Annotated in this window: 12 protein-coding genes; 6 read left to right on the top strand and 6 right to left on the bottom strand. The window is 73.6% G+C overall.

What is annotated here, in order from left to right:
- Window positions 1–201 precede the first annotated feature (201 nt).
- From BTM25_RS02865 to BTM25_RS02855, 3 genes are read right to left on the bottom strand one after another with little or no spacing between them, the layout of a single operon-like run.
- On the bottom strand, window positions 202–1,419 hold the full coding sequence (locus BTM25_RS02865; protein WP_205647945.1) for an arginine deiminase: 1,218 nt from the start codon (window positions 1,417–1,419) through the stop codon (window positions 202–204).
- 34 nt (window positions 1,420–1,453) lie between these two features.
- Window positions 1,454–2,215, bottom strand: coding sequence for an SDR family NAD(P)-dependent oxidoreductase (locus tag BTM25_RS02860; RefSeq protein WP_103561193.1), 762 nt, complete (start codon window positions 2,213–2,215; stop codon window positions 1,454–1,456).
- Between the two features lie 15 nt (window positions 2,216–2,230).
- The gene (locus BTM25_RS02855) at window positions 2,231–2,815 is read right to left on the bottom strand and encodes a TetR/AcrR family transcriptional regulator (protein WP_103561192.1); all 585 of its coding nucleotides are present in this window, start codon (window positions 2,813–2,815) and stop codon (window positions 2,231–2,233) included.
- A gap of 118 nt (window positions 2,816–2,933) precedes the next feature.
- On the opposite strand from BTM25_RS02855, the gene BTM25_RS02850 reads away from it, so the two are divergent.
- A complete protein-coding gene (locus BTM25_RS02850; protein ID WP_103561191.1) occupies window positions 2,934–4,229 on the top strand; it encodes an MFS transporter in 1,296 nt (431 codons plus the stop codon).
- On the opposite strand, the gene BTM25_RS02845 is transcribed toward BTM25_RS02850, so the two are convergent.
- Complete coding sequence (locus BTM25_RS02845; protein WP_103561190.1) at window positions 4,199–5,410, bottom strand: MFS transporter; 1,212 nt, start codon at window positions 5,408–5,410, stop codon at window positions 4,199–4,201. The two genes, BTM25_RS02850 and BTM25_RS02845, sit on opposite strands and share 31 nt — an antisense overlap.
- Window positions 5,411–5,493: 83 nt before the next feature.
- On the opposite strand from BTM25_RS02845, the gene BTM25_RS02840 reads away from it, so the two are divergent.
- The 4 genes from BTM25_RS02840 to BTM25_RS02825 all read left to right on the top strand — a co-directional run bounded on the left by BTM25_RS02840 (window position 5,494) and on the right by BTM25_RS02825 (window position 8,158).
- The gene (locus BTM25_RS02840; protein WP_103561189.1) at window positions 5,494–6,411 is read left to right on the top strand and encodes a LysR family transcriptional regulator; all 918 of its coding nucleotides are present in this window, start codon (window positions 5,494–5,496) and stop codon (window positions 6,409–6,411) included.
- 154 nt (window positions 6,412–6,565) lie between these two features.
- Window positions 6,566–6,847 (top strand): type II toxin-antitoxin system Phd/YefM family antitoxin, encoded by a 282-nt coding sequence (locus BTM25_RS02835; RefSeq protein WP_235828129.1) that lies wholly within the window; start codon window positions 6,566–6,568, stop codon window positions 6,845–6,847.
- 6 nt (window positions 6,848–6,853) lie between these two features.
- Window positions 6,854–7,135, top strand: coding sequence for a type II toxin-antitoxin system RelE family toxin (locus BTM25_RS02830; protein WP_103561188.1), 282 nt, complete (start codon window positions 6,854–6,856; stop codon window positions 7,133–7,135).
- 132 nt (window positions 7,136–7,267) lie between these two features.
- Window positions 7,268–8,158: an endonuclease/exonuclease/phosphatase family protein gene (locus BTM25_RS02825; protein WP_103561187.1), complete on the top strand. Its 891-nt coding sequence runs from the start codon at window positions 7,268–7,270 to the stop codon at window positions 8,156–8,158.
- Between the two features lies 1 nt (window position 8,159).
- Here BTM25_RS02825 and BTM25_RS02820 read toward each other — a convergent pair whose 3' ends face one another.
- Both BTM25_RS02820 and BTM25_RS29420 read right to left on the bottom strand, forming a co-directional pair.
- Window positions 8,160–9,719 carry a long-chain-fatty-acid--CoA ligase gene (locus BTM25_RS02820; RefSeq protein ID WP_103561186.1) on the bottom strand — a complete coding sequence of 520 codons (1,560 nt, stop codon included), beginning with the start codon at window positions 9,717–9,719 and terminating at the stop codon, window positions 8,160–8,162.
- A gap of 90 nt (window positions 9,720–9,809) precedes the next feature.
- Window positions 9,810–9,980, bottom strand: coding sequence for a hypothetical protein (locus BTM25_RS29420; protein ID WP_168211983.1), 171 nt, complete (start codon window positions 9,978–9,980; stop codon window positions 9,810–9,812).
- A 307-nt stretch (window positions 9,981–10,287) separates the two neighbouring features.
- Here BTM25_RS29420 and BTM25_RS02815 point away from each other — a divergent pair, with 307 nt between their 5' ends.
- A complete protein-coding gene (locus BTM25_RS02815; RefSeq protein ID WP_103561185.1) occupies window positions 10,288–11,673 on the top strand; it encodes an FG-GAP-like repeat-containing protein in 1,386 nt (461 codons plus the stop codon).
- Window positions 11,674–11,749: the final 76 nt, after the last annotated feature.

Genomic DNA, 11,749 nt, shown 5'->3' with positions numbered 1-11,749 from the left:
TTCCAGCTTTCTAGCAGACGAAAGTGTTCTTCAAACACCGCGCCGGGCCCGTGTGACGCACCGCACGCACCCCCGGCGAAACGGACGTGCCGGACACCGGTAGGGTCCTCTCCAAGCTCGGGCGCTGTCGTGCCCCCGTCGGCACCGCCCGAGCGCCAAACCTCACGACGCCCCAGGTCTTCGGCCTGGGGCGGTCGCGTTTCAGGCGGGCGGCGCGCCCGGCGGCGGGTCCCGCAGGATCGGGCAGGACATGCAGCGCGGCCCGCCGCGTCCGCTGCCGAGTTCGCTCCCGCTGATCCGGATGACCTCGATGCCCGCGTGCTCCAGTTGCGCGTTCGTCTCCACGTTGCGCTCGTAGGCGACGGCGAGGCGGGGCGCGACGGCGAGGGTGTTGTTGCCGTCGTCCCACTGCTCGCGCTCGGCCGTCACCGGGTCCAGCCCGGTGTCGATCAGCCGGAGCCGCGCGACGCCCATCGCCTCGGCGGCGGCCGCCAGGAACGGACGCGGCCCGTCCGCGCGCGGCTCGCCGTCCACCGACGTGACGGTGTAGGCGGTGAGCGAGTCGGCGACCGGCGGGTACATGACGACGGCGTCCACGTCGACCATCGTGCAGATGGTGTCGAGGTGCATCGTCGCGCGCTGCTGCGCGATCGGGACGGCGAGGACCGTCCGCGCGAGCCCCGCAGCGAACACCTGGCGGGCCAGCCGCTCGGCCCCGGCGGGCGTCGTGCGCTCCCCGACGCCGACCGCGATCACGCCGGGCGCGAGCAGCAGGACGTCGCCGCCCTCCAGGTGCTCCAGCGACGGGTCGTACACCCGCTCCACGCCCGCGAACCGGGGATGGTGCCGGTAGATCAGGTCCGTCAGCGCGGACTCGCGGCGGCGCGCGGGCATCGCCAGGCTCGTCACCGCGACCCGCTCGCCGAGCCACGTGCTGCTGTCACGGGTGAACAGCAGGCTCGGGAGCGGGTCCACGATGAAGTCGGCCGGGTCCATCAGCCGGTAGACGAGCCCGTGGCCCGCCTTCAGCTCCTCGTGCGCGAGGCCGGCGATCAGGACGGACGCCAGGTCCTCGGGGTCCTGCCCGCACAGGTGGTCGCGGACGATCGCCCGCAGCCGGTCGCCCCAGCGCCGGTCCCCGGTGACCTGGTCGACGGCCTGCTCGCGGGCGTGCTCGAACTCAAGGACGTCCTGGAGCAGCTCGGTCAGGTAGAGGACCTCGACGTCCCGGTCGCGCAGCGCCTGCGCGAACGCGTCGTGCTCCTCCTGCGCCCGTCCCACCCACGGGATCGCGTCGAACAGGAGCTTGTCGCTGTTGCGCGGGGTGAGCCGCTTCAGCTCGGCGCCGGGCCGGTGCAGCAGGACGGTCCGCAGCCGCCCGACCTCGCTCGTGACCCGGTGCTCGCTTGTCTCCGTCACCCTTCGCAGTCTAAGTGGGCATGATTTTCTGACTTCAGGCGGAGGACCCTCCATCGACCAGCAGGTCCGTTCCGACCACGTACGACGCTTCGTCCGAGGCCAGCCACAGGACGGCGGCGGCGACCTCGTCGGCGTCCGCGACGCGGCCGATCGGCAGCGACGCCTTCATCCGCTCGGCGCGGTCGGCCTCGGTCTCGCCGGGACGCAGCGACATCGGCGAGTCGATCGGGCCGGGGCTGACGGCGTTGATCCGGACGCCGTCGCCGGTGTGCTCGCGCGCGGCGTTCATCGTCAGGACGCTCACGGCGGCCTTGGACGCGGCGTACGCGCTCGCGCCCGGCAGCCGTCCGTGCGCGCCGATCCGCGACGACGTGTTGACGATCGCCCCGCCGCCGGTCGCGCGCATCGCGGCGATCTCGTGCTTCATCGACAGGAAGACGCCCTTGAGGTTGACGTCGACCACGGCGGACCAGGCGCGCTCGTCCTGGTCGGCGACCGGGGCGAGCGTGCCGAACACCCCGGCGTTGTTGAACGCGACGTCGAGCCGTCCGTGCCGCTCGACCGCCGCGCCGACCATCGCGGCGACGCTCGCGGAGTCGGTGACGTCCACGGTGACGCTCGACGCCGTGCCGCCGGCCCGTTCGACGGCCGCGACGGTCCGGTCCAGTTCGGCGCGGTCGCGGCCGGCCGCGACGACGTTCGCGCCCGCGCGGCCGAACGCCACCGCCGTCGCGCGGCCGAGGACGCCGGACGCGCCCGTGATGAGGACCGTTCTGCCAGTGAATGCGGGAGACATGGGAAACAACCTTTGTTAGTTGACTGATCGTTCCTGAATCGCGGCCATGGCGTGCTCGACGGCGTCCCAGAGCCGGCGCGGGTCGGGGTCGGCGCGGCCGACGACCCGCAGCCCCTGGAGCACGACGAGCAGGAACCGGGCGAGCGACCGGGGGTCGCTCCCGGCGGGGATCTCGCCCTGCGCGCGGGCGCGGACGAGCGCGGCGGCGAGCGCGGTCTCCAGGCCGTCCCAGGACGCCGCGACGCGCCGCGCCGCCGCCGGGTCCCGGGGCGCCGTCTCGATCGCCGCGTTGACGATCATGCAGCCCCGCGACGAGGCGAGATCCGCCGTGACATAGGCGTCCAGCACGCCCCGGATCGCGGGCAGGGCCGCGCCGGGGCGGGCGAGGGCCTCCACCGCGTCCGACCGCTCCTGGTACCGCTGGAGCGCCGCCAGGTACAGGTCGCGCTTGCCGCCGAACGTCGCGTACAGGCTGGCCCGGCCGATCCCGAGCCGCGCCACGAGGTCCGCCATCGACGTCGCCTCGAAGCCGCGCTCCCAGAACAGCTCCAGGGCCTTCTGGAGCGCGACGTCCGGATCGAACTCCTTCGTTCTCGCCACGTCCCGACCGTAACGCTGTCTGGAACGAACGGTCAAGAAAAATAGCGGTCAGAACGAATCGTGAAAATGGCCGAAATCAAGGAAAGCGCTGTGACGCGGGGAATGTCACGATGCGAGGATGGCCGATCACGCATACGCACTGCCCCTCCACCTCACGGCCGCCACCCTGCTGCGGATCTCGGCCGAGGGACTCGCGACCGCGCTGGTGCTGACCGTCCAGGCCAGGACCGGCGACGCCGCCACCGCCGGCTTCCTCCAGACCGCGATGACCCTCCCGTACGTGCTGAGCGGCCCGGTCATCGGGCACGCGCTCGACCGGACGCGCCGGCCCGGCCGGTTCGTCGCCGCCGTCGCGGCCGGCTACGCGGTCGCGATGGCCGCCCTGCTCACGATCGCGGGCGACGCGCCGCTGTACGCCGCGTTAGCGGTCGCGCTCGTGATCGGCCTGACCGAGCCGGTCGTCGTGGCCGTGACCGGGCTGCTGCCGCGCTTCGTCCCGGCGGACCGGCTGCCCCGCGCGTACGGGCTGGAGGCGGCGAGCTACAACGTCGCGGCGATCACCGGCCCGGCGCTCGCCGCGACGATCGCGACCGCGACCGCCGCCGACTTCTCCGGCCTTCCCGTCATGGCGGGCGCGCTGCTCGGCGCGCTCGCGCTCGTGTTCCTCCCCGCGCCGGGGCCGGCGGCGATGCCCGCGCGCCCCAAGCGCGCCGCGCACGCGTCGGCGCACGACACGGGCGCCCCCGCGCCGCCGCGTCCGGTCCGTCCCGACGACCGCGCGCCCGAGCGGACGGGCGCGCTGCTCGGCGGGGCGCAGGTGCTGCTGCGCAACCGGGTCCTGCGCGGGCTGACGCTCGCGACGACGTTCGCCAGCGTCGGCCTCGGCGGCATCGCGGTCACGACCGTCCTGCTCGGGCGGCGGCTCGGCGGGGACGAGGCGTCCGGCGGCCGGCTGCTCGTCGCGCTGGCCGCCGGGTCGCTGCTCGGCTCGCTGCTGTCCAGCCGCCTGCTCACCGCGCGCTACGCCGAGCCGGTCATGCTCGGCGGGCTCGTCGCGTTCGGGACGGCCCTGGCGTCGCTGGCCGTCGTCCCCGACATCCTGTGGGCGACGGTCGCGTGCGCGGCGGCGGGCCTGTTCGAGGGGCCGGCGTTCGCGGCGACGCTGATGCTGCGCCAGCGCGAGGCGCCGCCGGGACGGCTCGGCCAGGTCAACACGACGGCGGGCAGCCTGAAGATCGGTGCGTCGGCGATCGGTGCGGCGCTCACCGGGGCACTCGCCGAACGCGTCGGGCCGTTCGTCCTGATCGCGGGCATCGGCGCGTTCCCGCTGATCGGCGTCGTCGCGGGCCTGCTGGTGTTGCGCGGACAGTCGTTGGGCCGACGCTACGAACCCACGCTCGAAGGTGAGGCGTGACGGATCGCCGGGAGCAGCAGCGGCGTCGCGAGCATGAGGAGACCGGCGGCGGCGACGGCCGTCCGGACGCCCGCGAGGTCGGCCAGCAGGCCCCACAGCGCGGTCAGGGCCGCGATGACGGCGCTGCTCGTGACCGTCCACGCCGCCAGCGTGCGCGCGATGCGGTCCTGGCCGGTGCAGTCGAGCCGGTAGGTGGCGAGCACCGGGTTGAACACGCCGATGCACGTGACCAGGCCGAACTGGAGGACGAGCACGAGCACGAGCCCCGCCGCGCCCGGCCGGATGAACGCCAGCCCGACCGGCCAGCACGCCCGCAGCGTCCCGGACGCGAGCAGCACCGCGTGCGGCCCGTACCGCCGGACGAGCGGACGGGCCAGCCGCGCCCCCGCCAGCCCGCCCGCGCACGGCAGCCCGAACACGAGCGTGTACTCCCACGGCGAGAAGCCGAGGCGGCCGAGCATGAGCACGGCCAGCAGCGGTTCCGTCGCCATGATCAGGCCGGACACCAGGACCGTGTTGAGGAACAGCGGACGCAGGACGGGATGGCCGAGGATGTGCCGCCAGCCGTCCAGCAGGCCGTCCGCGCCCCGGCGCCGCACGGTGGGTTCGGCCTCGGCGCCGCCCGCCGCGCCGAGGCACGCGGCCGACACCAGGTAGCTGGCGGCGTCCGCCACGACGGTCGCGACCGGCCCGCACAGCGCCATCACGGCGCCGCCGAGGGACGGGCCGAGCACGGTGGACGTCCAGGTCGTGGACTCGAACCGTCCGTTCGCGGCGAGCAGGTGCTCCGGCGCGACGATCATCTTCAGATAGGCGCCGCTCGCCGCCCGGAACGCGATCTTCGCGGCGGCGGCGACCACCGAGACCACCAGGAGTTGGGCGAACGTCAGCGCCCCGCACACGTACGCGACGGGCACGGTCGCCAGCGCCCCGAACCGGACCAGGTCCATCGCGACCATCACGGGGCGCTTGCGCCGGAACTCCACCCACGGCCCGAGCGGGATCGCCAGGGCCGCGCCGACCGCCGTCCCGGCCGCCGACAGCAGCGCGATCTCGGTCGCCCCGGCGTGCAGCACGCGGATCGCGAGAAATGCGAACGCGCCGAAGCCGAGCCCCGTCCCGTACGAACTGACGGCGTACGCCGCCCACAACCACCCGAAACGCCGTCCCACGCGAGCCATCCAAGCGAGCCCGGGACGGCCCCGGCAAACAACCGATCCGCCCCCCGCCGCACAACCCCGGGTTGTGCGGCACGATGACCGGCATGGACCTCGCCGCCGTGCGCACCTTCCTCGCCGTCGCGGACTGCGGACGCTTCCAGGACGCCGCCGCCGAGCTGTCGATCTCCCAGCAGGCCGTCTCCAAGCGCGTCGCCGCGCTGGAACGCGGCCTCGACGCGCGGTTGTTCACCCGGACGGCGCGCGGCGCGCTGCTCACCATCGACGGGCAGGCGTTCCTGCCGCACGCGCGCGAGCTGATCCGCGCGGCGGAGCGGGCCGCCGCGTCCGTCCGGCCCGGCCGCCGGGCGCTGCGCGTGGACGTCATCGGCCGCCGCCTCGCCCCCGCCGACCTGCTGCGCGGCTTCCACCGGACGCGCCCCGACCTCGACCTCGACGTCGTCACCCTCTTCGACGCGGACGCGGCGGTCGACGCCGTCCGGGCCGGGACGATCGACGCGTCCTTCCGCGCCGTCGCCCGCCGCCTGCCCGACGACGTCGCGGCCGAACGCGTCCACGACGAACCGATCCAGCTCGTCACCGGCCCGGACCACGCGCTCGCCGCCGCCCGCTCGATCCGCCCCGACGCGCTCGCGGGGCACCGGATCTGGATGCCCGGCCTGGTCCCCGGCACCGAGTGGGCCGCCTACTACGACGACCTGGCCACCGCGTTCGGCCTCACCATCGAGGTCACCGGCCCCGACTTCGGCACCGAACCACTCCTGGACACGATCGCCGACTCCCGCACGCTGGCGACGTTCGTCGGCGAGCGCACACGCCTCGTCTGGCCCGCCGACCACGGCCTGCGCCGCATCCCGCTGCGCGACCCCACACCCGTCTACCCGCACGCGCTGATCCGCCGCCCCGACAACCCGCACCCCGCGCTCGCCGCACTCCGCGCCCACCTCGGCGCACCCCCGGACGTCCCCGGAACCTGGACCCCGACATGGGCGAAAAACCCTTAGACACCGAACCATCCGATTCGTACTGTGGGCGGCACGTACTTCGCGGCCGGCACCCGCACGCTCGCGGACGCAAGTCCGCTGAGCGCGGTGCCGGCCGCCTTCCCCCTCCCAGCGCCCACTGCTGCCACTCATGTACATCTGATACATTTGTTACATGAACGAGCCGGTGGTCGAATCCATGGCGGACGTCCGCGCGCACCTCGCCGACGTCATCGATCGCGCCCGCCGGGAGGACACCCCGACGATCATCACTCGGCGCGGCAGGCAGGAAGCCGTCGTGCTCGACGTCCAGGAGTACCGGCGCCTGCGCGAGGTGGCGGAGAGCGCCGAGGAGGCGTGGCTCAACCGGCTGGCCGACGAAGCCGAGTCCGAGGGCACGGAAGGGTCGGTCTCCCTCGAGGAGATGGCCGCCTTGCTGCGCGCCGACCAGGGCTGACCCGGCATGGGGTACGCCACGCGCTTCACGCCGCACGCCCAGCGGGCGATGCTCAAGGTCCCGCGCCCGGACGCCCTGCGCATTCTCCACCGCCTCGCCGAACTCCAGAAGGCGATGGACGCGGGGGACACGGCGTCGTTCGACATCAAGGCTCTTCGGGGACACAGCGCCCGCTGGCGGCTCAGGATCGGTGACTACCGCGTCGTCTACACGGTCGAGGACGGCCAGTTGATCGTGTGGGTCCTGGCCGTCGGGGACCGCCGCGACGTCTACCGCCAGATCCCCTAGGACGCCGCGAGCGGGGGAGCCGTGCCGTTTCGGCGCCGGTCGGCGCGGGTGCGGGGGAATCGCTGGCGGGTGACGATCTTGTGTGGTGAGATTTCGGGGCAACCCCCGCTGAAACACCCCATGGAGTGACGTGTGCGTGTCCCCCGCGCCCTGATTCCCCTGCTCGCCGTCGCCGGTGCCGGTGCCGTCGTCGCGTTCGCCGGAGCCGGCGCGTCCATCGAGAAGGGGGACGCTCCCGTCCTCGCCGACGGCGCGCAGCAGGCGCCGAAGGCCGCGACGGTCACCGCGATGACCTGGAACGTCTGCGGCGACGCGGTGCCGGGCTGTCCGCTCGGGGCGCGTCCCGCCGACCTGGTCCGGGCGGTCGAGCATGAGGCGCGTGCCAACACCGTCGGGGGACGGCATGTGAAGGCCGACGTCCTGCTTCTCCAGGAGATCTGCTCCGCGCAGGTCGCGGCGCTCGGCGCGGCGCCGGTGTTCCACGGCTGGTCGTGGCAGTTCAGCCCGGAGGACAAGGACGCCAAGTGCGCGAACGGGCAGGGACGGCCCGGCGTCGCGATCGGCAGCCGCACCGCGCTCGGCGACGTCCGCAAGCTCCGCCTGCCCGCCCCGCGCGGGCACGAGCGGACGGCCCTCTGCGCGACGTCGGAGACCTGGCGGACGCGCCTGTGCTCCACCCGGTTCAGCGCGACTGCCGAGGACCCGCGCGGCGAGTGGCGGCGCAGGCAGGCCGCGCGGCTCGCCGAGGCGGCGGGCCCCGGACGGGTCGTGTTCGGCGGCGACCTGACCGACGTCCCGGCCGGGCGCCCGCTGGACGGCCTCTACCGCGACTACGCCGAGTGCGACCAGGGCCCGAACGCGCGCGACGGCGCGGCGACGCTCCAGAACTGGTCCGGTGCAGCGGTTTTCAAGACCGACTACCTGTTCACGAACCGGACGGCGGCCACGTCCTGCGGGGTGGCGCGGACGCCGAACCGCGCGTCCGACCACCGCGCGCTGACCGCCGTGATCCGGTTCTCGTGAGTCAGTGGACTGACCGCGTCTGGTCCGTCCAGTAGGGGGCGCGCAGCTCGCGCTTGAGGATCTTGCCGGTCGGGTTGCGGGGGATCGCGTCCCGCCGCTCGACCGACGACGGGCACTTGAAGTGCGCCAGCCGCTCCCGGCAGTACGCGATGAGGTCGGCCTCGGGCACGTCGGCGTCCAGGACGACCAGGGCCTTCGGCGTCTCGCCCCACCGCTCGTCCGGCACGCCGATCACCGCGCAGTCGGTCACCGCCGGATGGCTCATCAGGACGTTCTCCACCTCGGCCGGGTAGATGTTCTCCCCGCCCGAAATGATCATGTCCTTGACGCGGTCGTGGATGTAGACGTAGCCGTCCGCGTCCAGGTAGCCCGCGTCGCCGGTGCGGAAGAAGCCGTCCGGCAGCAGCGCGGCGGCGGTCGCGTCGGGCAGGTCCCAGTAGCCGGACAGGTTCATGCCGCCCCGGCACAGGATCTCGCCGACCTCGCCGGCCGGGACGTCCGCCAGCGTCGCCGGATCCACGACGCGGATCTCCGCGCACGCGTACGGGAGCCCGGCGCTGCGCAGCCGCTCGGGGTGCGGCCCGTCGGGGTCGTGGTCCTCGGGGGGCAGGTAGGTGATCGCGCCGGTGGTCTCCGTCAGGCCGTAGACCTGCATGAACGCGGTGCCGGGCAGCAGCCGCATCGCGCCGCGCAGGACGTCCTCGCTGATCGGCGAGGCGCCGTACAGGACGAGTTTCAGGCTGCTCAGGTCCGCCGCCCCGACCTCCGGGACGAGCTGGAGGAACTGGAGCAGCACCGGCACCAGGAACACGTGCGTCACGCGGTGCCGTTCGACGTCGCGGGCGATGCGCGCCGGGTCGGGCTCGCGGGTGATGACGCCGGTCATTCCGTTGTAGATCGTCGCGACGGCGAGGATGTTCCCGGCGATGTGGTACATCGGCATCGCCGTCATGAGCACGTCGTCCTCGGACGTCTCCCAGAGCGTCGCGGCGAGCGGCAGGACGGTCCCGTAGTTGGCGTGGGTGAGCATCACGCCCTTCGGACGGCCGGTCGTCCCGGACGAGTAGAGCTGCGCGAACACGTCCCCGGCCGCGGGGACGTGCTCCGGCGGCGCGGCGGCGTCGTGCGCCCCGACCCAGGCGTCGTAGTCGGTGTGCCCGTGGCCCTCGCCGCCGACGACCACGCTCAGCGCCACGTGCTCCAGCCGGCCCGCGACGGCGTCGAGCACCGGCACGAACTCCGGCCCGACGACGAAGACCTTCGCCCGCGCGTTGCCGACGATGTAGGCGACCTCGTCCGGCGCGAGCCGGTAGTTGACCGGCACCTGCACCGCGCCGATCCGCGCCGCCGCGAACAGTTGTTCCACGTACTCCAGCGAGTTCTTGTCCAGCATCGCGACCCGGTCGCCGGGCCCGAGCCCGGCCGCGGCGAGCGCCGCCGCGGCCCGGTCCACCCGGCGGTCGAACTCCGCGTAGGTGACGCTCGTGTCCCCCGCGTGGTAGGCGACGCGGTCGGGGTGCCGCCGCGCGCGTTCCCGCAGGACGTCGGTCAGGCCGGTCATGGGGAGCCCCTCTCGTCCGTGTGACGGGCGTCTCATACCGCCGCATCATCGGGGGAACCGGCGCCCGGACGCAAGTGGTTCCTTACATCGCTACCGGCCCTTCGACGACTTCGCCACCAGCGTGACGACGAGGTAGATCACGGCGGCGATCATGCCGACGATCACGAACAGCTTGAGCAGCGAGAACAGCCAGCCGAGCATGGTGAAGACCAGCCAGATGGCGAGGATCACGCCGAGAATCGTGAGGAGAGTGCGTCCCATGTCGTCAACGGTATGCGCCGGTCAAAGGGACGTCATCACACCATGGGAGGACTCCGACCCCGACCCGAGGCTGACCCCGACCCCGAGACGGCGCCCGGGACCGCCCCTGTGACCAGCGCCTCAGCACGTGATCTCGCTCATCTCCCGACCCGGCTCGTCCGGCCCGACCTGGGGTCTGACCTGCGAAAACAAGGCTCTGTGTGCGCCGCGTCACCATAAATCGGACATCCCTTACCCGGAGTAATGTCCGCCGCGGGTTATTGGACGGCGCGTCCTGCCGGGACGCGTATGACCCACGGGAGGAAACGTGCGCTTTCGGGCGGCTCATGCCCTGGCGCTCGCCGCCGTGACGGGTGCGTGCGGACTGGCTGCGGCCGGTCCCGCGACGGCCCGCGCGGCGGCGCGCCCCTACGACTTCGACGGCGACGGACGGCGCGATCTCGCGCTCGGCAGCCCGGCCGGAACCGTGGGAGACAAGAAGAAGGCCGGATTCGTCACCGTCGTGTACGGGTCGAAGACCGGCGTGGACCCGCGGCGCAGGCAGGTCGTGACGCAGGCGAGCGCGGGCGTCCCGGGCGCGCCGGAGGCCGGTGACCGGTTCGGCGCGTCGCTGACCTCGGCGGACCTCGACCGCGACGGCTACGCGGACCTCGCGGTCGGCGCGCCCGGCGAGGACGGCCGCGCCGCCGACACCGGGACGGTGACGGTCCTGTGGGGCTCGCCGTCCGGCCTGCGCGGCGCGGCGGCGTTCGGCGAGAACGGCGCGGCCGGGAAGGGCCACCGGTTCGGCGAGACGCTGACCGCCGGGGACCTCCAGGGCGACGGGACGCCGGAACTGTTCGTCACGGCGCCCGGCACGAGCACGTTCACCTGGCTGTCGTTCCGGGGACGCAAGGTGACCGTCCGGCCGGGAGCGCGTTCGGGCTACGGATTGGACCGTTCCTGGATCGCGGCGGGCGACGTCACCGGCGACGGCCGCGCCGACGTCGTCTACGGCTGGTACGACCACGACGACCCCGAGGTGGACCACCGGCGCGGCTTCACGCTGTTCACCGCGAACGGCCGGGGCGGGCTCGACCGCGGCCGCACGGTCTACACGACCGTCCACGCGCTCGCCGTGGCCGACTTCGACGGCGACGGCCGCGCGGACGTCGCGGTCGGCGACACCTACGACCGCCCCTGGACGGGCGGCGCCGTGACCGTCCACCGGGGCACGCCGTTCGGACTCGGCGGGACGTACACGCTGCACCGCGACACGTCCGGCGTACCGGGCCGCGCGGTCATGGAGGACAACTTCGGCGCGGCGCTCGCGGCGGGCGACGTGAACCGCGACGGTCGCGCCGACCTGGCCGTCGGCGCGCCGAAGACCGACCGCGGGAACGTTTTCGACGCGGGCTCGGCGTACGTGCTCTACGGTTCGCCGTCCGGCCTGACCGGACGCGGCGCGCAGGAGATCACGAGAAGCACGACGGGGGTCCCCGGCGCCGTCCGCGCCTACGAGCACCTGGGCGCGCAGGTGGCGCTGCTCGACCACGACGGCGACGGCCGCGCGGACCTCACGATCGGCGTCCCCGACGCCGACGGCGGCAACGGCACGCTCATCACCCTCGGCAAGAACGTCACGACCATCACCGCGACGACCCTCGGCGTCAGATCCCGCACCGCCGCGCTGGGCGGGCTGATCGGCGGCTAGGACGTGTTGAGGACGTCAATTTCAGCCATCGCGCGAGTGCGTTGACTGAGCGCCCGGGGACGAAGCCGAAGGCGAG

This window comes from Actinomadura rubteroloni (assembly GCF_002911665.1).
Classification (GTDB): Bacteria; Actinomycetota; Actinomycetes; order Streptosporangiales; family Streptosporangiaceae; genus Spirillospora; species Spirillospora rubteroloni.
This window is presented reverse-complemented; position numbering and strand designations above follow the sequence as displayed.

Excerpts from the sequence above, each read along its gene's own strand:
- BTM25_RS02820 (WP_103561186.1), bottom strand. The coding sequence starts at position 9,719 with ATGACCGGCCTGACCGACGTCCTGCGGGAACGCGCGCGGCGGCACCCC.
- BTM25_RS29420 (WP_168211983.1), bottom strand. The coding sequence starts at position 9,980 with ATGGGACGCACTCTCCTCACGATTCTCGGCGTGATCCTCGCCATCTGG.
- BTM25_RS02840 (WP_103561189.1), top strand. The coding sequence starts at position 5,494 with ATGGACCTCGCCGCCGTGCGCACCTTCCTCGCCGTCGCGGACTGCGGA.
- BTM25_RS02860 (WP_103561193.1), bottom strand. The coding sequence starts at position 2,215 with ATGTCTCCCGCATTCACTGGCAGAACGGTCCTCATCACGGGCGCGTCC.
- BTM25_RS02845 (WP_103561190.1), bottom strand. The coding sequence starts at position 5,410 with ATGGCTCGCGTGGGACGGCGTTTCGGGTGGTTGTGGGCGGCGTACGCC.
- BTM25_RS02850 (WP_103561191.1), top strand. The coding sequence starts at position 2,934 with ATGGCCGATCACGCATACGCACTGCCCCTCCACCTCACGGCCGCCACC.
- BTM25_RS02835 (WP_235828129.1), top strand. The coding sequence starts at position 6,566 with ATGAACGAGCCGGTGGTCGAATCCATGGCGGACGTCCGCGCGCACCTC.
- BTM25_RS02830 (WP_103561188.1), top strand. The coding sequence starts at position 6,854 with ATGGGGTACGCCACGCGCTTCACGCCGCACGCCCAGCGGGCGATGCTC.